The organism is Streptomyces sp. NPDC034085, from assembly GCF_055575555.1.
Genome location: NZ_JBVISL010000001.1, coordinates 1076357 through 1098634, shown reverse-complemented (window position 1 = coordinate 1098634; position 22278 = coordinate 1076357). Strand labels below are relative to the sequence as shown.

Sequence of the window (22278 nt, the reverse complement as noted above, 5' to 3'; positions counted from 1 at the left end):
ATCCCCGCCCGGCAGGGCGGGCATGGAATCATGTCGGACAGTCAACCGGCGGCCGACCCCGCCGGATTGGCCCAGCAGCTCAGCACATGCAGGGGGAGGAACGATGGCGGACAGCTTCGGGCCGGCGCGCGGTGACGACGGCGGAGCCGGCTGTCGCGAGGCGGGGGACCCGGCCGGCGAGCCCATCCGGGTACTCGTGGTCGACGACCACGCCCTCTTCCGGCGCGGACTGGAGATCGTCCTCGCCCAGGAGGAGGACATCCAGGTCGTCGGCGAGGCCGGGGACGGGGCGGAGGCCGTCGACAAGGCCGCCGACCTGCTTCCGGACATCGTGCTGATGGACGTGCGGATGCCCCGGCGCGGCGGGATCGAGGCGTGCACCTCGATCAAGGAGGTCGCCCCCTCCGCGAAGATCATCATGCTGACGATCAGCGACGAGGAGGCCGACCTCTACGACGCGATCAAGGCGGGCGCCACCGGCTACCTGCTCAAGGAAATCTCCACGGACGAGGTCGCGACGGCCATCCGCGCCGTCGCCGACGGGCAGTCGCAGATCAGCCCGTCGATGGCGTCGAAGCTGCTCACCGAGTTCAAGTCGATGATCCAGCGCACCGACGAGCGCCGGCTGGTCCCGGCGCCCCGGCTGACCGACCGGGAGCTGGAGGTCCTCAAGCTGGTGGCCACCGGGATGAACAACCGGGACATCGCCAAGCAGCTGTTCATCTCCGAGAACACCGTGAAGAACCACGTCCGCAACATCCTGGAGAAGCTTCAGCTGCACTCCCGGATGGAAGCCGTCGTGTACGCGATGCGGGAGAAGATCCTGGAGATCCGCTAGCCGTTCCCCGGGAGGGGCGGGCCCGGCCGGCTACGGCCGCCGGGCGGCCAGCTCCGCCGAGACGGCAGCCGCCTCCCGGGCGTCCTGGGCGCGCTCCACCCGCACCTCCTCGCACCCCACCCACCGGGCGGCCTCCCACAGGGCCTCGGCCATCGCGCCCGCCGCCCCCGGCGTGGCCAGCGAGAGCTGGCGGGCCACCAGCGTGCGGCCCTCGCGGCCCGGGTCGACGCGCCCCTGGAGCCGGCCGCCGGCCAGCAGCGGCATCGCGAAGTACCCGTGTATCCGCTTCGGCTTGGGGACGTACGCCTCCAGGCGGTGCGTGAACCCGAAGATCCGCTCGGTGCGGGGCCGGTCCCAGACCAGCGAGTCGAAGGGCGACAGCAGCGTCGTACGGTGGCGGCCGCGCGGGACGGTGGCCAGCGCGCCGGGATCGGCCCAGGCCGGCCTGCCCCAGCCCTCCACCGTCACCGGCACCAGACCGGAGTCCGCGATCACCGCGTCGACCTGCTCCCCCTTGAGCCGGTGGTAGTCCGCGAGGTCGGCGCGGGTGCCCACCCCCAGGGACTGCCCGGCCAGCGCGACCAGCCGGCGCAGGCACTCGCGGTCGTCCAGGTCGTCGTGGAGGAGGGCGTCCGGCACGGCCCGCTCGGGCAGGTCGTAGACCCGCTTCCAGCCCCGCCGCTCGCAGCAGACCACCTCACCGGTGTCGAGCAGCCACTCCACCGCGATCTTGGTCTCGGACCACTCGAACCACTCGCCGCCGTTCTTCGCGCCGCCGAGCTCGGTGGAGGTCAGCGGGCCGTCGGCCTTCAGCCGGTCCAGGACCGCCCGCGTCGAGCGCTCCTTGTCCTGGAGGACGTGCCAGCGGTGGCCGCGCGCCCGGTTGGCCCGGCGGCGGAACGCGAAGTGCGGCCACTCCTCGATCGGCAGGACGCACGCCGCGTGCGACCAGTACTCGAAGGCGTGGCTGTCGCTCCAGTACGCCTTCTCCACCGCCTCCCGGCCCACCGCGCCCAGGCGCGCGTACGGGATCAGCTCGTGCGAGCGGGCCAGGACCGAGATGGTGTCCAGCTGCACTGCGCCCAGGTGGCGCAGCACCCCCCGGACGCCGCCCCGGCGGTCGGGCGCCCCGAGGAACCCCTGCGCACGCAGGGCGATCCGGCGGGCCTCGTCGGCGGACAGCGAGAGCATCGTCATGCCGCGAGCCTAGGAGGTGGCACTGACAGCGGGCAGGTACGGAAGGCGGGAGGGCAGGCCGAGGTCGCCGGGGAGCAGGGCGGCGACCCAGCAGTCGCGCAGGGTGCCGCGCACGTCGAGCGCGGCGCGCAGGGTGCCCTCGACCCGGAAGCCGGCCTTCTCCGCGACGGCCCGCGAGGCGGCGTTGCCGACGGCGGCGCGCCACTCCAGCCGGCCGGCGCCGACCTCGGTGAACAGCCAGCGGGCGACCCCGCCGACGGCCTCGGTCACGTAACCGCGGCCGCGGTGCTCCTCGACGGCCCAGAAGCCGACCTCGTACGCCTGGGGGCCGCGCACGTGCACGCCCACCGCGGCGACCAGCGGGCCACCGGCCCCGAGCCGCACCGCGAACCCGTACTCGCGGTCCTCGCGCCAGCCGCCCGGGGAGAGCTCGGTGACCCAGGCGCGCGCGTGCGCGCGCTCGTACGGGGAGGGCACGACCGTCCAGCGCTGGATCTCGGGGTCCTGGCAGGCGGCGTACACCTCCTCCGCGTCGTCGGGGGCGAAGGGCCTCAACAGGAGGCGTTCGGTGGTCAGCGTGACGGGTTCCATGCAAGGGAGTGTGGCCGCCCCGGGTAACCCGGGCGAGGGGTTTTCGCTCCCACCGGCACCCAAAGCGTCCCCCGTACGTTCTCATTCCGGGCGCCCGTGCCCTGCGGACACGGCGGACCTCCCGACGCGACCACGTCCTCGCTTACGATGGCCGTTGCGGTGGGGCCCACCTGCCGTGCCCGGCTACGTAAAGTGCCCAGGCCCGACCGGCAAGGAGACAAACCTCGGTGTCCGTCTTCAACAAGCTCATGCGTGCAGGCGAAGGCAAGATCCTGCGCAAACTGCACCGCATCGCGGACCAGGTCAACTCCATCGAAGAGGACTTCGTCAACCTCTCCGACGCCGAGTTGCGCGCACTCACGGACGAGTACAAGCAGCGCTACCAGGACGGCGAGAGCCTCGACGACCTGCTGCCGGAGGCCTTCGCGACCGTCCGCGAGGCCGCCAAGCGCGTCCTCGGCCAGCGGCACTACGACGTGCAGATCATGGGCGGCGCGGCGCTGCACCTCGGCTACGTCGCCGAGATGAAGACCGGTGAGGGCAAGACCCTCGTCGGCACGCTGCCCGCGTACCTGAACGCCCTGTCGGGCCTGGGCGTCCACCTGATCACGGTGAACGACTACCTCGCCGAGCGCGACTCCGAGATGATGGGCCGCGTCCACAAGTTCCTCGGCCTGGACGTCGGCTGCATCCTGGCGAACATGTCGCCGGCCCAGCGCCGCGAACAGTACAACTGCGACATCACGTACGGAACGAACAACGAGTTCGGCTTCGACTACCTGCGCGACAACATGGCGTGGTCGAAGGACGAGCTGGTGCAGCGCGGCCACAACTTCGCCGTGGTCGACGAGGTCGACTCGATCCTCGTCGACGAGGCCCGCACCCCGCTGATCATCTCCGGCCCGGCCGACCAGGCCACGAAGTGGTACGCCGACTTCGCGAAGCTGGTCACCCGCCTCACCAAGGGCGAGGCCGGCAACCCGCTCAAGGGCATCGAGGAGACCGGCGACTACGAGGTCGACGAGAAGAAGCGCACCGTCGCCATCCACGAGGCCGGTGTCGCCAAGGTCGAGGACTGGCTCGGCATCGACAACCTCTACGAGTCGGTGAACACCCCGCTCGTCGGCTACCTCAACAACGCGATCAAGGCCAAGGAACTGTTCAAGGCCGACAAGGACTACGTCGTGATCGACGGCGAGGTCATGATCGTCGACGAGCACACCGGCCGCATCCTCGCCGGCCGCCGCTACAACGAGGGCATGCACCAGGCGATCGAGGCGAAGGAAGGGGTGGACATCAAGGACGAGAACCAGACCCTCGCCACGATCACCCTGCAGAACTTCTTCCGCCTCTACACGAAGCTGTCCGGCATGACCGGTACGGCCATGACCGAGGCCGCCGAGTTCCACCAGATCTACAAGCTCGGCGTCGTCCCGATCCCCACCAACCGGGACATGCAGCGCAAGGACCAGCCCGACCTCATCTACCGGACCGAGGTCGCCAAGTTCGCCGCCGTCGTCGACGACATCGCCGAGAAGCACGAGAAGGGCCAGCCGATCCTCGTCGGCACCACCTCGGTCGAGAAGTCCGAGTACCTCTCGCAGCAGCTCTCCAAGCGCGGCATCCCGCACGAGGTCCTCAACGCCAAGCAGCACGAGCGCGAGGCCGCGATCGTCGCCCAGGCCGGCCGCCGCGGCGCGGTCACCGTCGCCACGAACATGGCCGGCCGCGGTACCGACATCAAGCTCGGCGGCAACCCGGACGACCTCGCCGAGGCGGAGCTGCGCCAGCGCGGCCTCGACCCGGAGGAGCACATCGAGGAGTGGGCGCACGCCCTGCCCGAGGCGCTCCACCGCGCGGAGGCGGCGGTCAAGGCCGAGTTCGAAGAGGTCAAGGAGCTCGGCGGGCTGTACGTGCTGGGCACCGAGCGGCACGAGTCGCGCCGCATCGACAACCAGCTACGCGGCCGCTCCGGCCGACAGGGCGACCCGGGCGAGTCCCGCTTCTACCTGTCGCTGGGCGACGACCTGATGCGCCTGTTCAAGGCGCAGATGGTCGAGCGGGTCATGTCCATGGCGAACGTGCCGGACGACGTCCCGATCGAGAACAAGATGGTGACGCGCGCGATCGCGTCCGCCCAGTCGCAGGTCGAGACGCAGAACTTCGAGACCCGCAAGAACGTCCTGAAGTACGACGAGGTCCTCAACAGCCAGCGTGAGGTCATCTACGGCGAGCGCCGCCGCGTCCTGGAGGGCGAGGACCTGCACGAGCAGGTGCGCTTCTTCATGGACGACACCATCGACGCCTACATCGCCGCCGAGACGGTCGAGGGCTTCGCCGAGGAGTGGGACCTCGACCGGCTGTGGGGCGCCTTCAAGCAGCTCTACCCGATCAAGGTGACGGTGGAGGAGCTGGAGGAGGCCGCCGGCGACCGGGCCGGCATCACCGCCGAGTTCATCGCCGAGTCCGTCAAGGACGACATCCACCAGCAGTACGAGGCACGCGAGAAGGCGCTCGGCTCCGAGGTCATGCGCGAGCTGGAGCGGCGCGTGGTGCTGTCGGTGCTGGACCGCAAGTGGCGTGAACACCTGTACGAGATGGACTACCTGCAGGAAGGCATCGGCCTGCGGGCGATGGCCCAGAAGGACCCGCTGGTCGAGTACCAGCGGGAGGGCTTCGACATGTTCAACGCCATGATGGAAGGCATCAAGGAGGAGTCCGTCGGCTACCTGTTCAACCTGGAGGTCCAGGTCGAGCAGCAGGTCGAGGAGCTCCCGGTGCAGGACGTGGCCCCGTCCATGGTGAAGGAGCCGGTGCCCGCGGCGCGCCCGGAGATCCGCGCCAAGGGCCTGGACACCCCGCAGCGCCCGGACCGGCTGCACTTCTCGGCTCCGAGCGTCGACGGTGAGGGCGGTGTCGTCGAGGGCGACTTCGACGCCGACGGCGGGGGCGACGGCCTGACGCGCGCGGAGCGCCGCAAGGCCCAGAAGGCCTCGGGCGGCCGGCGCCGCAAGAAGTAACCGCGCTGACCCGCTGACCCGCTGGGGGCAGCACGCACACGGCCGGGGCCGGACACCATGGGGTGTCCGGCCCCGGCCGCTGTAGGGGCGGGTGCCTTCTGGGGGGGGGCTGGGGGCGGGGGGCTGGGGGCCGGGGATGGGCGGTGGTCCCTGGGGCGGTGTCAGGGCTGGTTCGGGGGTTTCCCGTCAGTCCCATCGTCGTTCCGTGTCGGGCCGGCCTGTCAAGGGCGCTCGCTGCGCTCGCGTCACTGCGTGATCGCCTTCGGCGACCCTTGACAGCCCGTCCCGCCCCGGAAAGCCGAAAGACTGCCGGGAAGCCCCCGAAAGAACGGTCACAGGGGCACGAATGACAGGGGCGGCCCCGTCAGGGATGAGACGAGGGGCCGGGCGTCGCCTTGCCGGGCATCCGGGCCCCCTCACAGTGATCGGCGCCGGGGCCCGCACCAGATCGCTACGCGCTTCTCTCGATTTGGCGTCCGGCGGCCGCCGTGGGCTGATACCTGCACGAAACGTTGATCAGGGGCACGTTCGGACGTCTGACGGTCCGGGATGGGCTTCTCATCAACGTTTGGTGCGGGTAGCGGCCCCAGACGGTCGTCGGTCGCCAAACCAAGAGGAGCACGTAGCGATCTGGCGCGCCTGGGCGCTTCCCGCGCTGCCCTGGTCGCTGGTTGGTGGGGGGTGTGGCCCCCAACCCCTCGCCTCGTCCCTGAGGGACCCGCTCCTGCCTGTCCTCCCTGGTGACCGTTCTTTTGGGGGGTTCCCGGCAGTCTTTCGGCTTTCCGGGGCGGGACGGGCTGTCAAGGGTCGCCGAAGGCGATCACGCAGTGACGCGAGCGCAGCGAGCGCCCTTGACAGGCCGGCACGACACGGAACGACGATGGGACTGACGGGAAACCCCCGAACCGGCTGTGAGGCGGCTCCGCGAGAACCCGCCCCCTGGGCCCCTCGGGTGGGGCCGGGAGGGTGACGGGGGCGTACCCCATCGAGCACATCGTGGCGGGGCTCAGGGCGTCCACCTGAGGGCCGGACGGAGGGTTCCCGGGGGCTTGGGGGAGGGGCGCCGCCACTCGGATAGGTGAACCTGGACGGTGTCGTGAGCAGCGCCCGTCGGCGGTTGCGGAGCGTGTTCGGCGGTCGTAGAAATCCCGCATCAAGTTACCGCCTGGTACCCGCCGGGCCCGGTTTGATCGGGGGAAACGCCATGGACACCACCACGCGCGGCACCATCGGCGGCGAGGGCAGCCGCAGCAGGCCCGGAGGGGCCGACCGGACCCGGCCCGCCGGGCGGCGGGACCAGCGGCGCCCGGCCGGGGCGCCGCGGACGGTGCGCCGGCCGGCGCCGCACGACTGGTTCGCGGAGCGCCTGCTGGCCGTGCTGAGCGGTCAGCGTCCCGTCCACTCGCTGCTCGGCCTCACGGTCGGCGAGGCGTACGAGCAGCTGGTCACCCTGGCCCCCGCCGGACCCCGGCGCGACCGCCTCCGGCCGGTGCTGCGCCACTGCGGCCGTTTCCACCCCGGCCCCGGGGTGATCGAGGCCTTCGCCCGCATCGCGACGGGGGACCGCGTCTCGGCGATGGCCTTCCGCCTGGAGCAGGGCCCCGACCGCCGCTGGCGCTGCGCCGCCGTGGAGATCGGCGGTCCGAGGCCGTAGGCGTGCCTCCCGCCGGGCGCCCGCCCCTCACCCCCGGACCGGACCCCGCCCCGCGGTCCCGCAGTCGTATCCTGGGGGCGTTTTCCGACTACCGAAAGCAGCCGGCCATGCGCGTGTACGTCCCCCTGACCCTCCCCGGGCTCGCCGAGGCGCACAAGGCGGGCGAGTTGGGGCCCGCTCCGCTGCGGGCGTACGCCGTGACCCCCGCGCTGCGGGAGTGGTACGTGTCGGACGACCTCGAGGAGCTGGAGTACGCCGCCCTGAGCCGGGCCGCCCTCGCCTCGCTGCGGATGCTGGCCGCCGACGCGGCCGCCCCGCGCAGGCGGGTCGTCGTGGCGCTCGACGTCGACGACAAGGCGGCCACCGCCGCGTCCGGCCTCGACGGGGCGACGCTCGGGCAGGTCACCCTGGCCGCCGCCGTGCGGCTGGCCGTGGCGGCCGCCGTGCACGTCGACGCCGACGACGCCGAGGCCGACGTGGCCGCCGCCGCGTCCGCGCTGGAGGCGGCGGACGCGGGGGACGACGACGCGCAGTTCACCGTGGACGGCGCCGAGGACCACGAGCTGCTCTGGTTCGGGGTCCAGGAGATTCCGGGGCTGCTCTCGTGAGACCGCACATCGTCTGGGACTGGAACGGCACCCTGCTGCACGACATCGACGCCGTCATGGTCGCCACCAACGCCTCCTTCGCCGAGCTCGGCCTCGACCCGATCACCCTGGAGCGGTACCGCGAGCTGTACGTCGTGCCCGTGCCGAAGTTCTACGAGCGGCTGATGGGCCGGCTCCCCACGGACGCCGAATGGGTGGTGATGGACGAGGCGTTCCACCGGCACTACTGGGTCGCCGCCGAGGAGGCGGGGCTCGCCGACGGGGCGCGGGAGCTGCTGCGGGACTGGCAGGCGGACGGGCTCACGCAGTCCCTGCTGTCCCTCGCGCCCCACGACAAGCTCGTGCCGCTGGTCCGCGGCTACGGCATCGACGGGCACTTCCTGCGCGTCGACGGGCGTACCGGTCCCTCGCACACGTCCAAGGCGGGGCACCTCGTACGCCATATGGCGGCATTGGAGGCATCCGGTGTGACCGCCGCCCGTACGGTCCTCGTGGGAGACGCCGTGGACGATGCGACGGCGGCGCAGCACGTCGGAGCGCGCGCGGTGCTGTACACCGGGGGCTCCCACAGCCGGGCCAGCCTGCAGACCGCCGGCGTCCCGGTCGTGGACAGCCTCGCCGAGGCCGTGGCCCTGGCCCGTGAGCTGGCCGGATAGCGGTCGGCACCACCCGATCCGGCCACGTCGCTGGCCAGACTGTCCAGGTTTTCCCCCCGGTTTTGTACAGATGCAGTGAATGACGACCGGGGGGTGGGGCGAGATAGCCTTGTACCCGTGATCAGCGCGATAGTCCTCGGGGGCACTGACGCCCCCGGCCCGCGCCCGGCGCACATCCGTGGCCGGGCCTTCGCTGATCCCAGCCGCCGGGACCTGCCGATCATCGAAGCCTTCCCGGGCGGCCCTTCCGACGCCACGGCGTCGGCCACTCATCCGGACGGACATCCCGCCTCATCGCGGCGCTTTGTCATTCCTTCCTTCACCACCTACGTCACGCAATGGCGCGCGACAGGAGCCAGAGGACATGCAGACCAAGCTGGACGAAGCAAAGGCCGAGCTGCTCGCGCGGGCGGCACGGGTAGCTGAGAACAGCCCGGCCGGGGGGCTACTTCCGACTGGGTCCGAGCAGGGGGAGCGGCCCGACCGGGACACGACGCTCTCCTACCTCCAGCGCTACTACCTGCACACCGCCCCCGAGGACCTCGCGGACCGGGACCCGGTCGACGTCTTCGGTGCGGCGCTCTCGCACTACCGGCTCGCCGAGAACCGGCCGCAGGGCACCGCGAGCGTGCGCGTGCACACCCCCACGGTCGAGGAGAACGGCTGGACCTCCAGCCACTCGGTGGTCGAGGTGGTCACCGACGACATGCCGTTCCTCGTGGACTCCGTGACGAACGAGCTGTCCCGCCAGGGCCGGGGCATCCACGTCGTGATCCACCCGCAGGTCGTCGTACGCCGTGACGTCACCGGCACGCTGATCGAGATCCTCGGGCCCGACTGCGACGCCCACGGCCCCAAGACCGCGCGCCCGCACGACTCCCTCGTGGAGTCGTGGATCCACGTCGAGATCGACCGCGAGACCGACAAGGCCGACCTGAAGCAGATCACCGGCGACCTGCTGCGCGTCCTGTCCGACGTCCGCGAGGCCGTCGAGGACTGGGAGAAGATGCGCGACGCCGCCCTGCGCATCGCCGACGACCTCCCGAACGAGCCCTGCGCCCCCGACCTGTACGAGTACGAGCAGGAAGAGGCCCGGGAGCTGCTGCGCTGGCTCGCCGACGACCACTTCACCTTCCTCGGCTACCGCGAGTACAACCTGGTCGACGGCGACGCCCTGACCGCCGTGCCCGGCACCGGCCTCGGCATCCTGCGCTCCGACCCGGTCCACCACGGCCAGGAGGACGCGCACCCCGTCTCGCCGTCCTTCAACCGGCTGCCCGCCGACGCCCGCGCCAAGGCCCGCGAGCACCGCCTGCTGGTGCTGACCAAGGCCAACAGCCGCGCCACCGTGCACCGCCCCTCGTACCTCGACTACGTGGGCGTGAAGAAGTTCGACGCCGACGGCAACGTGGTCGGCGAGCGCCGCTTCCTCGGCCTGTTCTCCTCCGCCGCGTACACCGAGTCCGTACGCCGCGTCCCGGTGATCCGCCGCAAGGTCTCCGAGGTCCTCGAGGGCGCCGGCTTCTCGCCCGCCAGCCACGACGGCCGCGACCTGCTCCAGATCCTGGAGACCTACCCGCGCGACGAGCTGTTCCAGACCCCGGTCGACAAGCTCCGCGAGATCGCCACCTCCGTGCTGTACCTCCAGGAGCGTCGCCGGCTGCGGCTGTACCTGCGCCAGGACGAGTACGGCCGCTACTACTCGGCGCTCGTCTACCTGCCGCGCGACCGCTTCACCACCGGTGTGCGGCTGCGCCTGATGGACATCCTGCGGGAGGAGCTCGGCGGCACCAGCGTCGACTTCACCGCCTGGAACACCGAGTCGATCCTCTCCCGCATCCACTTCGTCGTCCGCGTCCCGCAGGGCACCGAGCTGCCCGCGCTGACCGACGCCGACGTCGAGCGCGTCGAGGCGCGCCTGGTCGAGGCCGCCCGTTCCTGGGCCGACGGCTTCGGCGAGGCGCTGACCGCCGAGCTGGGCGAGGAGCGCGCCGCCGAGCTGATGCGCAAGTACGGGACGTCCTTCCCCGAGGGCTACAAGGCCGACCACTCGCCGCGCGCGGCCGTGGCCGACCTGTGCCACCTGGAGCGGCTGTCCGCCAGCGACCAGGAGTTCGCGCTCTCCCTCTACGAGCCCGTCGGCGCGGGCCCCGGCGAGCGCCGCTTCAAGATCTACCGCACCGGTGAGCAGGTCTCCCTCTCCGCGGTCCTGCCGGTCCTCCAGCGCCTGGGCGTCGAGGTCACCGACGAGCGGCCGTACGAGCTGCGCCGCACCGACCGGGTCAGCGCCTGGATCTACGACTTCGGCCTGCGGATGCCGCTGCCCACGACGGGCGGCGACGCCGCGGCCACGTCGGGCTACCTCGGCGACGACGCGCGCGAGCGGTTCCAGGAGGCCTTCGCGGCCGTGTGGACCGGCGAGGCGGAGAACGACAACTTCAACGCCCTCGTCCTGGGCGCCGGCCTCACCTGGCGCCAGGCCGTCGTGCTGCGCGCGTACGCCAAGTACATGCGCCAGGCCGGCGCCCCCTTCAGCCAGGACTACATGGAGGACACCCTCCGCAACAACGTCCACACCACCCGGCTGCTGGTCTCGCTCTTCGAGGCGCGGCTGTCGCCCGGCCGCCAGTCCGCCGGCACCGAGCTGATCGACGCCATGCTGGAGGAGCTGGACGGGGCCCTGGACCAGGTCGCCTCGCTCGACGAGGACCGCATCCTGCGTTCCTTCCTCACGCTGATCAAGGCGACGCTGCGGACCAACTTCTTCCAGCTCAACAGCGCGGGCGAGCAGCACTCGTACGTGTCGATGAAGTTCGACCCGCAGGCCATCCCGGAGCTGCCGGCCCCGCGCCCCGCCTTCGAGATCTGGGTGTACTCCCCGCGCGTCGAGGGCGTCCACCTGCGCTTCGGCAAGGTCGCCCGCGGTGGCCTGCGCTGGTCGGACCGCCGCGAGGACTTCCGTACGGAGGTGCTCGGCCTGGTCAAGGCGCAGATGGTCAAGAACACGGTGATCGTGCCGGTCGGCGCCAAGGGCGGCTTCGTCGCCAAGAACCTGCCGGACCCGTCGGTGGACCGCGACGCCTGGCTCGCCGAGGGCATCGCCTCCTACAAGATCTTCATCTCGGCGCTGCTCGACATCACCGACAACATGGTCGGCGGCGAGGTCGTACCGCCCAAGGGCGTGGTCCGCCACGACGAGGACGACACCTACCTGGTCGTCGCGGCGGACAAGGGCACCGCGACCTTCTCCGACATCGCCAACGGCGTCGCGGAGTCGTACGGCTTCTGGCTGGGCGACGCCTTCGCCTCCGGCGGCAGCGCCGGCTACGACCACAAGGGCATGGGCATCACCGCCCGCGGCGCGTGGGAGTCCGTCAAGCGGCACTTCCGCGAGCTCGGCCACGACACCCAGACGCAGGACTTCACCGTCGTCGGCGTCGGTGACATGTCCGGTGACGTCTTCGGCAACGGCATGCTGCTCTCCGAGCACATCCGCCTGGTCGCCGCCTTCGACCACCGGCACATCTTCATCGACCCGACGCCGGACGCGGCCACCTCCTACGCCGAGCGCCGCCGCCTGTTCGAGCTGCCGCGCTCCTCGTGGGCGGACTACGACACCGCTCTGCTGTCGGCGGGCGGCGGGATCCACCCGCGCAGCGCCAAGGCCATCCCGGTCAACGCGCAGATGCGCGCGGCCCTCGGCATCGAGGCGGGCGTCACCAAGATGACCCCGGCCGAGCTGATGCAGGCCATCCTCAAGTCCCCCGTGGACCTGCTGTGGAACGGCGGCATCGGCACGTACGTCAAGGCGACCGCCGAGACGCACGCCGACGTCGGCGACAAGGCCAACGACGCCATCCGCGTCAACGGCTCCGACGTCCGCGCCAAGGTCATCGGCGAGGGCGGCAACCTGGGCCTGACCCAGCTGGGCCGCATCGAGTTCGCCCGCACCGGCGCCGGCGGCGAGGGCGGCAAGGTCAACACCGACGCCATCGACAACAGCGCGGGCGTGGACACCTCCGACCACGAGGTGAACATCAAGATCCTGCTCAACGCGGTGGTCGCGGACGGCGACATGACCGTCAAGCAGCGCAACAAGCTGCTCGCCGAGATGACCGACGAGGTCGGCACCCTGGTGCTGCGCAACAACTACGCGCAGAACACGGCCCTGGCCAACGGCGCCGCCCAGGCCCCCAGCCTGCTCCACGCCCAGCAGCGCTTCATGCGCCGCCTGGGCCGGGACGGCCTGCTGGACCGCCAGCTGGAGTTCCTGCCCAACGACCGGCAGATCCGCGAGCTGCTCAACACCGGCAAGGGCCTGACCCAGCCGGAGCTGGCCGTGCTGTTCGCCTACACCAAGATCACGGTGGCGGACGAGCTGATCCACACCGAGCTGCCGGACGACCCGTACCTGCGCCGCCTGCTGCACGCGTACTTCCCCGCCGCCCTGCGGGCGAAGTTCCCCGAGCAGATCGACGGGCACGCGCTGCGCCGCGAGATCATCACGACCCTGCTGGTCAACGACACCGTCAACACCGGCGGTTCGACCTTCCTGCACCGCCTGCGGGAGGAGACCGGAGCCTCCACCGAGGAGATCGTGCGGGCGCAGCTCTCGGCCCGCGAGATCTTCGGCCTGGCCGAGGTGTGGGACGCGGTCGAGGCGCTGGACAACAAGGTCGCGGCCGACGTCCAGACCCGGGTGCGGCTCCACTCGCGGCGTCTGGTGGAGCGCGGCACGCGCTGGCTGCTGAACAACCGGCCGCAGCCGCTGCAGATCACCGAGACCATCGAGGTGTTCGGTGCCCGCGTGGCGGAGGTCTGGTCGGAGCTGCCGAAACTGGTGCGCGGCGCCGACCTGGAGTGGTACCAGTCGATCATGGACGAGCTGACCGGCGAGGGCGTGCCGGAGGAGCTCGCGGCGAAGGTGGCCGGCTTCTCGTCCGCCTTCCCGACGCTGGACATCGTCGCCATCGCGGACCGGACGGGCGTGGACCCGCTGTCCGTCGCCGAGGTGTACTACGACCTCGCCGACCGGCTGGACATCACGCAGCTGATGGACCGCATCATCGAGCTGCCGCGCTCCGACCGCTGGCAGTCGATGGCCCGCGCGTCCATCCGCGAGGACCTGTTCGCGGCGCACGCGGCGCTGACCGCCGACGTGCTGTCCGTGGGCAACGGCTCCTCCACTCCCGAGGAGCGCTTCAAGGCGTGGGAGGAGAAGAACGCGGCGATCCTGGGGCGGGCCCGGACGACCCTGGACGAGATCCGGGGCTCGGACGACTTCGACCTGGCGAACCTGTCGGTGGCGATGCGGACGATGCGCTCGCTGCTGCGCGTGCACGCGTAGCCGCCGGCGCCGGCCGGCGCCGGGGCGTACGGACACGGGCCGGGCCCGGGACCCTCGCGGTCCCGGGCCCGGCCCGTCCGGTTCACCGGTGGTGTTCCGGCCTCTCGAAGCCGGGCAGCTCGTGGCCGGACGGGCGGCCGCGGCCCGGGGGGTCGTGCTGCGCGGAGGTTCCGGGGCCCCGGTGGCGTTCGTCCTGGCGGGCGGTCAGCAGGTTCGGGTCCTGCCGGGTGACGACGGCGGCGCTGGGCACGTACACCTTGTGGCCGCGCACGGCGACGGAGGTCGGGTTGGACAGCCCGTCCCTCGCGGTCAGCACGACGGTGTGGGTGCCGTCGGGGCGGACGAGGGCCAGCTCGCTGGTGCCGCTCAGGGCCGCGAGCACCGTGTCGCCCGGCCCGTTGAACGCGAAGTCGTCGACGGTCGTGAGGCCGCGGGCCCGGATGGCGGCCGGCCCCGCGCCGCCGTCCCGGGTGACGGGGATCCGGAGCAGGGTCCCCCGGTCGTAGTTCGACACCCAGACGGCGCCGCGGTGCACCTTGATGCCGTTGGCGCCGATGAAGGCGGTCCGGTCCAGTTCGGGGCCGGTGGCCCAGCGGGTGACCTCCGCGCCGTCCAGGGTGACGCGCCACACCGCGCCGAGCACCGAGTCGGCCGCGTACAGGACCCCGTGCTCCTCGTCGATGGCGAGGCCGTTGGCGAACCCCTGCGGGGGCAGCGCGGCGAAGTGGGAGAGGCGGCCGTCGGGGGTCAGGCGCCAGATGCCGTTCTCCGCCTCGGTGCCGGTGACGTAGACGACGTAGAGGGTTCCGTCGCCGGTGCGCACGAGCCCGGTGGTGACGGCCGCGCCGACCGGGGTCGAGGGGTGCTCGACGGCGGGCAGGGTGGCGAGGACCTCGGTGCGGCCCTTGGGGGAGACGCGGGCCACCTGGCGGGCGAACGCGAAGGTGAGGTCGGCGGCGCCGTCGGGCTCCAGGGCGATGTTCTCGGGCGTCTGACCGGCGGCGAAGTCGAAGTGGGTCACGATCCGGGGCCGGGACAGCGGGGGAGCGGCCGGGGGTCCGGCCGCGGTCGACGCGGGCGCGGCCGCGGCCAGGGCGAGCACGACGGCACCGATGCCGATGCCGATGCCGATGCCGACGCCTGCGGCGCGGGTCCGGCGGACCGTACGGGGCACGGGGGTCTCCTTTTCCCGCCGCGCGGGCGGACGCGGCGCATGCGGGCCCAGGGGACCACGGCCGGGTGCCGCCGGTTGCGCGTCACGCGGCGCGGGACCCCGGAGGTCGCCCGTGCGGGTGCGTCCCGGTGCTGCACCCGGGTCGCGGCGGGAGCGGGCGAGCCGCCGGGAGGTCAGCGGCGGGTGAAGGCCTCGTACGCGTCGCAGACCTCCTCGGAGGGGCCGTCCATGCGCAGGACGCCCGACTCCAGCCAGATCGCCCGGTCGCAGGTCTCGCGGACGGTGCCGATGCCGTGGCTGACGAGGAAGACGGTGCCGGCGCGGGCGCGGAGCTCCTCGATGCGGGCCTGGCTGCGGCGCTGGAAGGCGGCGTCGCCGGTGGCGAGGGCCTCGTCGATCATCAGGACGTCGTGGTCCTTGGCGGCGGCGATGGAGAACCGCAGCCGGGCGCCCATGCCGGAGGAGTAGGTCCGCATGGGCAGGGAGATGAAGTCGCCCTTCTCGTTGATCCCGGAGAAGTCGACGATGTCCTGGTAGCGCTCGCGGACCTGCCGGCGGGACATGCCCATCGCCAGACCGCCGAGGACCACGTTGCGCTCGCCGGTGAGGTCGTTCATCAGGGCGGCGTTGACGCCCAGCAGGGACGGCTGGCCGTGTGAGTACACCGCCCCGCGCGCCACCGGCTGGAGGCCGGCGATGGCCTTGAGGAGGGTGGACTTGCCCGAGCCGTTCGAACCGATCAGGCCGATCGCCTCGCCCTTGTACGCGGTGAAGCTGACGCCCTTGACGGCGTGGACCTCGCGGACGCCGGGGGCGGCCCGGCGCGTCAGGAGCCGGCTGAGGGCGGCGGTGGCGCCGCCCTTGCGGGCGCCGGCGCCGTGCACCGTGTAGACGACGTGGACCTCGTCCGCGATGACGGTCGGGATGCGGGTGCGGGTGTCAGCCACGGCCGTATTCCTCCTCTGCCTTCCAGAAGTAGACGAAGCCGCCGACGCCGGCGAGCAGCGCCCAGCCGATGGCGATCGGCCACACGTGGTGCGGGAGCGAGCCCGCCGGGAAGCTGTCGATCAGGGCGAAGCGCATCAGGTCGATGTAGACGGCCGCCGGGTTGGTCTTGAGCATCAGCGAGACCCAGTGCGGCAGGTCGTCGGTCCTGAGGACGGAGTCGATGGACCACATGACTCCCGAGGAGTACATCCAGGTGCGCAGGACGAACGGCATCAGCTGGCTGACGTCGGGGTTCTTGCTGCCGATGCGGGCCATCGCCATGGCGCAGCCCGCGCAGAAGACGGCCATCAGCAGCAGCGCGGGGACGGCGATCAGCCAGGACGCGGAGGGGGTCTGGCCGAAGGCCAGCAGCAGGACGACCAGCGCCGCCATGGTGACCAGCAGCTGCTGGAAGAGCTGGGCGACGGAGGCGAGGGGAAGGCTGGCGCGGGGGAAGTGCAGGGCCCGGACCAGGCCGAGGTTGCTGTGGACGGCGCGCGTGCCGGCGTTGACGGAGCTGCCGATGAAGTCCCAGACGAAGACGCCGGTGATCAGGAACGGCACGTAGTCGGGGACGGCGTTGCCGGCGCGCATCACGACGCCGAAGACGAAGTAGTAGACGGCCGCGTTGAGCAGCGGCGTCATCAGGTGCCAGACCTGGCCGAGCCTGGCCGTGCTGTACGTGGCGTGCATGCGGGCGGTGGCGTACGCCGTCACGAAGTGGCGGCGGTTCCACAGCTGCGCGACGTAGCGGGGGAGGGAGGGGCGGGCGCCGCTGAGGGTCAGGCCGTGGGCGGCCGCCAGCTCCGCCGGGGAGGGCGGCGCGGGGTGCGCGGTGGTCACGGTGGTCACGGGATCGCTTTCGACGGGGGCGTCACATGACGACGGGACGGGTCCGTATCGTCGCTACGGCGACGGTAGGGCGTGGGTCGTCGGAACGCAACCGTATCGTCGTCACGGGTGGGTGCCGTCCTGCGCCGCTATGCTCTGTGCATGACCAACGAGCCCGCCGCCGCCCCCTCAGCCCGCCGCGCCCCCGCCGGCGCCGCCGTCCTGCGCGAGGACGTGACCGAGGCGATCCGCGCCGCGGTGGTGGAAGAGCTGGCCGCGGTGGGCTTCGCCCGGATGTCGATCGAGGGCATCGCGCGGCGCGCCGGCGTCGGCAAGACCGCCGTGTACCGGCGCTGGAAGTCCAAGCTCCACCTGGTCCTGGACCTGGTCGGGATGTTCGCCGCCGACGGCATCCCGGTCCCCGCCACCGGGTCCCTCTACGGCGACGTACGGGCCCTGCTGGAGGTGATGTCACACGTGCTGCGGCACCCGGTGGCGTCGGCGGTCATCCCCGACCTGCTGGTCGAGGCCGCCCGGAACCCGGAGATCGCCGACGCGGTGCGCGGGGCGCTGCTCGACGGGCAGCGCAGGCTCGCCGAGGGCATCGTCGCCGACGCCGTCGGCCGGGGCGAGCTGCCGCAGTCCGCGTGCCCCGACCGCGCCCTCGACCTGGCGATCGGGCCGCTGTACTGGCGGCAGGTGGTGGTACGCGACGCCGTGCCGGCGGGCTACCTCGACGAGCTCGCCCGCTCGGTGGTCGCGGGGCTGCGCGCCGGCTGAGACCGCCGCGCCGCACAGGTCAGGGCCACAGCCCCGCCGTGAGCGGGGTGAGGTCCGGGGCCGAGGCGGCGGGCGCGGGCCGGCGCTCCTCCAGCGGGATGACGGCCGGTACCGGCGCGCTCTGCCCCAGGAAGACCCGGCGCACCACGCGCTCGGCCGCGTGGCCGTCGTCGTACGAGCAGAAGCGCGAGCGGAACGCGGCGCGCAGCTGCGCCGAGCGGGAGCCCTGCCAGTGGCCGGTGGCGAAGATGTCCACCAGCTCGTCCTCGGTGCGGGCGATCGCGCCCGGCGGACAGGAGCGCAGGTCGAAGTAGGTCCCGCGGGCGGCCTCGTACGCCTCCCAGTCGTCCGCGTGGATCACGATCGGCCGGTCCAGCGCCGCGTAGTCGAACATCAGGGACGAGTAGTCGGTGACCAGCGCGTCCGACGCCAGGCACAGCTCCTCCACCGACGGGTGGCCCGAGACGTCCAGCAGGCGCGGGTGCGGCTCCCAGGTGCCGGGGCTGTCCGCGTAGGTCAGGTGGGTGCGGACGAGCAGGGTGAAGCGCGGGCCCAGGTCCCGCAGGACCCGCTCGAAGTCCAGGTGATCGGGCCTGCTGCGCCGGTAGTCGCGGTGGGTGGGGGCGTACAGGACCGCGGTGGTGCCCGGCGGGACGCCGAGGCGCTCGCGCAGGGCGAGGACGTCCGCCTGGGTGGCCCGGTGGAAGGCGTCGTTGCGGGGGTAGCCGTACTCCAGGGTGGTGTACGAGGCGGGCACGGCCCGCTCCCACACCAGGGTGGAGTGGCGGTTGGAGGACAGCAGGTAGTCCCACTGGTCGGCGCCGCGCAGCAGGTTGGCGAAGTCCGAGGTCGGGGTGGCCGCCGGGCGGTCCTGGAGGTCGAGGCCGACCCGCTTGAGGGGGGTGCCGTGCTGCGTCTGGAGCAGGACCTGGCCCCGGCGCTTGACCAGGGCGCGGTCGAAGCTGACGTTGCTGGTCAGGTACCCGGCCCGGGCCAGTGCGCTCCAGTACGCGGCCGAGCCGGGCCGCAGCGCGGTCGTCCCGGGCGGCAGGGTGGCGTTGTGCCGGGGGTCGCAGATCCACGCCGTCCGCATGCGCGGGGCCAGTTCCCGCAGCTTCGCCTCGATCGCCGCCGGGTTGCAGGCGTAGCCGCCGTGCCAGTACGCGGAGAACACCGCCAGTTCGGGGCGCAGCGGGAGCAGCCGCTGCACGCGGTAGTGCAGGCGCAGCGCGCTCTCGCGCAGCCCCCGCCCGAGGGCCGAGCCCGCGCGGCCCGCGGCCAGGGCCGCCGCGCGGACCGCGGAGCCGAGCCGGTAGGCGCGCCGCAGTCCGAGCCGCATCAGGGTGTGCCGCAGCCGGTCGGTGCGGGTCAGGGACAGCGGCGGGGATCCGGCGCGGCCCGGGACGCGGTGGCGGCGCAGCAGGGCCGAGGCCCGGGCGAAGAACTCGGCGCGGGCGGCACGCGGCAGGCGGCGCGGGTCGGCGTACACGGCGCAGAAGTGCTCGGCCATCCGCCGGTGCACCGCGGGGCGCCAGCGCTCCAGTTCGGGGCGGGCGGCGAGCTGGGCGAAGACCCGCTCGTACTGGTCGAAGACGTCGAGGTGGCGCCGGCTGGTGGTGGTCAGGATCGAACCGGTGCGCCGCTGGCGGTAGTGGACGCAGACCCGGTCGAGGACGGCCACGGACTCGGCGGCCAGCAGCGCCGGGTAGGTCCAGGGGGTGTCCTCGTAGAGGCCGGGCGGGAAGGTGAGCTGCTCGCGCTCCACGTACTCGCGGCGGTAGGCCTTGTTCCACACCACCATCAGCATGCCGAGCAGGCCCGGGCGGTCGGCGAGCCGGAAGCTCGCGGGGCCCTCCTCGGACAGCCGGCCGGAGAGGCGGTTGCGGACGACCTCGCCGGTCCAGAAGACGCGGGCGTAGTCGTAGACGAGGACGTCGGGGGAGCCGGTGGCCTTGAGCCGGTCGGTGATGGCCTGGAGGGCGCCCGGGGCGAGGGTGTCGTCGCCGTCGAGGAAGAGGACGTAGTCGCCGGTCGCCCGGGCCAGGCCCGCGTTGCGGGCCGGGCCCAGCCCGAGGTTGTGCGCCAGGTGCACCGCGGTGACGCGGGGGTCGCGGGCCGCGTACTCGTCGATGATCGAGCCGCAGGCGTCCGGGGAGGCGTCGTCGACCGCGATCAGTTCCAGATCCGGGTACGACTGGGACAGGACCGACTCCAGACCCTCCTGGAGGTATGCCTGAACCTTGTACGCGGGCACGATGACGCTGAACCGGGGCACGGCACATCCAGGGGTCGGCGCGGGCATATGGCCCAGGAACCGCGCCCCCGGCGATCGGGTTACGCAGGGTGTGGCATTCGGGTTACGCAGCGTCAACACCCCATGTCGGAGCCGGTCGCCGCGCTGCCCGTGGGCTACTTGACCGCTCCGGCCATCACCCCCGTGACGAACTGCCGCTGGAACGCGAAGAACACCAGCAGCGGCACCACCATCGACAGGAAGGCGCCGGGCGCCAGGACGTCGATGTTGTTCCCGAACTGCCGCACCTGCTGCTGGAGCGCCACCGTGACGGGCGGGTGCGCGGAGTCGGCGAAGACCAGCGCCACCAGCATGTCGTTCCACACCCACAGGAACTGGAAGATGCCGAGCGAGGCGATCGCCGGGCCGCCCAGCGGCAGCACCACCCGTGCGAACAGCCGCAGTTCGCCCGCCCCGTCGAGACGGGCCGCCTCCAGCAGCTCGCGCGGGATCTCCGCGAAGAAGTTCCGCAGCAGGAACACCGCGAAGGGCAGCCCGAACGCGGTGTGGAACAGCACCACGCCCGCCGTCGTCTCGAACAGGCCGATGGAGCCGAAGAGTTCGGACACCGGGATGAGCGCCACCTGCACGGGGACCACCAGCAGCCCCACCACCACCAGGAACAGCCCGTCCCGGCCCGGGAACTCCAGCCAGGCGAAGGCGTACCCGGCCAGCGAGCCCAGGACGAGGACGAGCAGCGTCGCCGGCACGGCGATAGCGGCCGTGTTCAGCAACGAGCCGGTGATGGTGTCGTTGGCCAGCAGGTTCGCGTAGTTGGACGCGGTCAGCCGCGACGGGGCGGTCAGCGCCCGCCACCAGCCGCCCCGGTTCAGGTCGCCCGGGGACAGGAACGAGGACACCAGCAGGCCCAGCGTGGGCAGCAGCCAGAACAGGGCGGCCAGGACCAGGAAGACGCGCAGCACCACGCTCCCCGCCAGGCGCCGCAGCGCGCTCACCGGGAGGCCTCCTTCCGGATCCGGCGGACGTTGATCAGCATCACCGGCACCACCAGCACCAGCAGCAGCACCGCGATGGCGCTGCCCAGCCCCGGATCGGCGTCCGTCCCGAAGGAGGTGCGGTACAGCTGGAGCGCGAGCACGTTCGCGTCGTCCTGCACCGCGCCCGGCGCGATCACGAAGACCAGGTCGAAGATCTTCATCACGTTGATGACCAGCGTCACCAGGACCACCACCAGCACCGGCGCCAGCAGCGGCACCGTGATCCTGCGGAACACCTGCCACTCGCCCGCCCCGTCCACCCGCGCCGCCTCCAGCAGCTCGCGCGGCACGGCCGCCAGCCCGGCCCCGATCAGCACCATCGCGAACCCGGCCCACATCCACACGTACGCCCCGATCACCGCCGGGGTCACCAGCACCGGGCCCAGCCACTCCACCCCCGCGTACGCGGCCCGGAAGTTCGACGCCGGCATCCGCAGCAGCGCGCCGTCCGCCTCGGCGGGCAGCGTGAACGTGCCGTCGGCCCCCGCCGTCGCCGAAGCCACCACCCGGCCGTCCCGCACCGCCTCCACACGCATCCCCGACAGGCCCGACTCCGTCGGGTCGACCGCGTTCACCGTGCCGCCCCCGCCCCGGGTGAAGTCCTGCCAGACGGTGCCGGTCACCTTCCCCGCCGCGGCCGCGGCCCTCCCCGCCGTACGGGTCCCCCCGGGCAGGGCCTCCGGCGCCATCCCGACCAGCGGCAGCAGCACCGGCACGCCCGCCCGTACCGGCGTACGCGTCACCAGGGCGCCGCCCGCGGCGGGCTCCAGCGGCGAGTCCCGGCCCGGACGGGCCCCCGGGAAGGCCGAGGACTGCGCGAACGTGTCGTGCACCCCCACCCACACCGCGTTGGCCACGCCCCGGTGCGGGTCGTGGTCGTACACGAGCCGGAAGATGATGCCCGCCGCCAGCATCGAGATCGCCATCGGCATGAACACCAGCAGCTTGAACGCCGTCCCCCAGCGCACCCGTTCGGTCAGCACCGCGAAGACCAGGCCCAGGGCGGTCACCGTGGCCGGGGCCAGCACCACCCACACCGCCGTGTTCCGCAGGGCCGTACGGATCACCGGGTCGCTCAGTATCCGCCGGTAGTTGCCCGCCCCCACGAAGCCGTCCCCGGAGCGGTCGAAGAGGCTGCGGTAGAGGGAATAGCCGATGGGCTGCACCACCAGCGCCCCCAACAGCACCAGGGCCGGCAGCAGGAACGCCAACGCGACCAGCCGCCGGCGCCCGCCGCCCTGCGCACGGGCCCGCGTCCGGCGCCGCTCCGGCGCACCGGAGCGGCCCCCCGTCGTCGCCGTCAC

15 protein-coding genes are annotated in these 22278 nt (G+C 72.4%); 7 read left to right on the top strand and 8 right to left on the bottom strand.

What is annotated here, in order from left to right; all coding sequences use genetic code 11:
* Positions 1 to 103: 103 nt before the first annotated feature.
* Positions 104 to 838 (top strand): response regulator transcription factor, encoded by a 735-nt coding sequence (locus tag ACZ501_RS05085; RefSeq protein ID WP_361610224.1) that lies wholly within the window; start codon positions 104 to 106, stop codon positions 836 to 838.
* 30 nt (positions 839 to 868) lie between these two features.
* On the opposite strand, the gene ACZ501_RS05080 is transcribed toward ACZ501_RS05085, so the two are convergent.
* The gene (locus ACZ501_RS05080; protein ID WP_468792689.1) at positions 869 to 2029 is read right to left on the bottom strand and encodes a winged helix-turn-helix domain-containing protein; all 1161 of its coding nucleotides are present in this window, start codon (positions 2027 to 2029) and stop codon (positions 869 to 871) included.
* A gap of 15 nt (positions 2030 to 2044) precedes the next feature.
* Complete coding sequence (locus ACZ501_RS05075) at positions 2045 to 2626, bottom strand: GNAT family N-acetyltransferase (protein WP_361610223.1); 582 nt, start codon at positions 2624 to 2626, stop codon at positions 2045 to 2047.
* Positions 2627 to 2853: 227 nt separating this feature from the next.
* Between ACZ501_RS05075 and secA the strand changes: the two genes are divergently transcribed.
* The 5 genes from secA to ACZ501_RS05050 all read left to right on the top strand — a co-directional run bounded on the left by secA (position 2854) and on the right by ACZ501_RS05050 (position 13911).
* The gene (gene secA / locus ACZ501_RS05070; protein ID WP_468792603.1) at positions 2854 to 5646 is read left to right on the top strand and encodes a preprotein translocase subunit SecA; all 2793 of its coding nucleotides are present in this window, start codon (positions 2854 to 2856) and stop codon (positions 5644 to 5646) included.
* Between the two features lie 1204 nt (positions 5647 to 6850).
* Positions 6851 to 7300: an Rv3235 family protein gene (locus ACZ501_RS05065; RefSeq protein WP_361611584.1), complete on the top strand. Its 450-nt coding sequence runs from the start codon at positions 6851 to 6853 to the stop codon at positions 7298 to 7300.
* 107 nt (positions 7301 to 7407) lie between these two features.
* Positions 7408 to 7908, top strand: coding sequence for a DUF6912 family protein (locus ACZ501_RS05060; protein WP_468792600.1), 501 nt, complete (start codon positions 7408 to 7410; stop codon positions 7906 to 7908).
* Complete coding sequence (locus ACZ501_RS05055; protein ID WP_361604646.1) at positions 7905 to 8564, top strand: HAD family hydrolase; 660 nt, start codon at positions 7905 to 7907, stop codon at positions 8562 to 8564. The genes ACZ501_RS05060 and ACZ501_RS05055 overlap by 4 nt, the downstream gene beginning before the upstream one ends.
* A gap of 364 nt (positions 8565 to 8928) precedes the next feature.
* Complete coding sequence (locus ACZ501_RS05050; RefSeq protein ID WP_468792598.1) at positions 8929 to 13911, top strand: NAD-glutamate dehydrogenase; 4983 nt, start codon at positions 8929 to 8931, stop codon at positions 13909 to 13911.
* 82 nt (positions 13912 to 13993) lie between these two features.
* Here ACZ501_RS05050 and ACZ501_RS05045 read toward each other — a convergent pair whose 3' ends face one another.
* The 3 genes from ACZ501_RS05045 to ACZ501_RS05035 all read right to left on the bottom strand — a co-directional run bounded on the left by ACZ501_RS05045 (position 13994) and on the right by ACZ501_RS05035 (position 16924).
* Entirely contained in the window at positions 13994 to 15085 is a 1092-nt protein-coding gene (locus ACZ501_RS05045) for an NHL repeat-containing protein (protein WP_468792595.1), read from the bottom strand.
* Positions 15086 to 15258: 173 nt separating this feature from the next.
* A complete protein-coding gene (locus tag ACZ501_RS05040) occupies positions 15259 to 16032 on the bottom strand; it encodes an ABC transporter ATP-binding protein (protein ID WP_468792593.1) in 774 nt (257 codons plus the stop codon).
* Complete coding sequence (locus ACZ501_RS05035; RefSeq protein ID WP_361604658.1) at positions 16025 to 16924, bottom strand: ABC transporter permease; 900 nt, start codon at positions 16922 to 16924, stop codon at positions 16025 to 16027. The genes ACZ501_RS05040 and ACZ501_RS05035 overlap by 8 nt, the downstream gene beginning before the upstream one ends.
* Positions 16925 to 17065: 141 nt before the next feature.
* Between ACZ501_RS05035 and ACZ501_RS05030 the strand changes: the two genes are divergently transcribed.
* Complete coding sequence (locus tag ACZ501_RS05030; protein ID WP_468792590.1) at positions 17066 to 17683, top strand: TetR/AcrR family transcriptional regulator; 618 nt, start codon at positions 17066 to 17068, stop codon at positions 17681 to 17683.
* Between the two features lie 19 nt (positions 17684 to 17702).
* On the opposite strand, the gene ACZ501_RS05025 is transcribed toward ACZ501_RS05030, so the two are convergent.
* From ACZ501_RS05025 to ACZ501_RS05015, 3 genes are all read right to left on the bottom strand, one after another.
* The gene (locus ACZ501_RS05025) at positions 17703 to 19985 is read right to left on the bottom strand and encodes a bifunctional glycosyltransferase/CDP-glycerol:glycerophosphate glycerophosphotransferase (RefSeq protein ID WP_468792587.1); all 2283 of its coding nucleotides are present in this window, start codon (positions 19983 to 19985) and stop codon (positions 17703 to 17705) included.
* 107 nt (positions 19986 to 20092) lie between these two features.
* Entirely contained in the window at positions 20093 to 20932 is an 840-nt protein-coding gene (locus ACZ501_RS05020) for a carbohydrate ABC transporter permease (RefSeq protein WP_468792585.1), read from the bottom strand.
* Positions 20929 to 22278, bottom strand: coding sequence for a carbohydrate ABC transporter permease (locus ACZ501_RS05015; RefSeq protein ID WP_468792582.1), 1350 nt, complete (start codon positions 22276 to 22278; stop codon positions 20929 to 20931). Before ACZ501_RS05015 ends, ACZ501_RS05020 begins: the two co-directional genes overlap by 4 nt.

Coding starts and splice junctions, on each gene's coding strand:
- ACZ501_RS05085 (WP_361610224.1), top strand. CDS start 104: ATGGCGGACAGCTTCGGGCCGGCGCGCGGTGACGACGGCGGAGCCGGC.
- ACZ501_RS05080 (WP_468792689.1), bottom strand. CDS start 2,029: ATGCTCTCGCTGTCCGCCGACGAGGCCCGCCGGATCGCCCTGCGTGCG.
- ACZ501_RS05075 (WP_361610223.1), bottom strand. CDS start 2,626: ATGGAACCCGTCACGCTGACCACCGAACGCCTCCTGTTGAGGCCCTTC.
- ACZ501_RS05065 (WP_361611584.1), top strand. CDS start 6,851: ATGGACACCACCACGCGCGGCACCATCGGCGGCGAGGGCAGCCGCAGC.
- ACZ501_RS05060 (WP_468792600.1), top strand. CDS start 7,408: ATGCGCGTGTACGTCCCCCTGACCCTCCCCGGGCTCGCCGAGGCGCAC.
- ACZ501_RS05050 (WP_468792598.1), top strand. CDS start 8,929: ATGCAGACCAAGCTGGACGAAGCAAAGGCCGAGCTGCTCGCGCGGGCG.
- ACZ501_RS05030 (WP_468792590.1), top strand. CDS start 17,066: ATGACCAACGAGCCCGCCGCCGCCCCCTCAGCCCGCCGCGCCCCCGCC.
- ACZ501_RS05025 (WP_468792587.1), bottom strand. CDS start 19,985: ATGCCCGCGCCGACCCCTGGATGTGCCGTGCCCCGGTTCAGCGTCATC.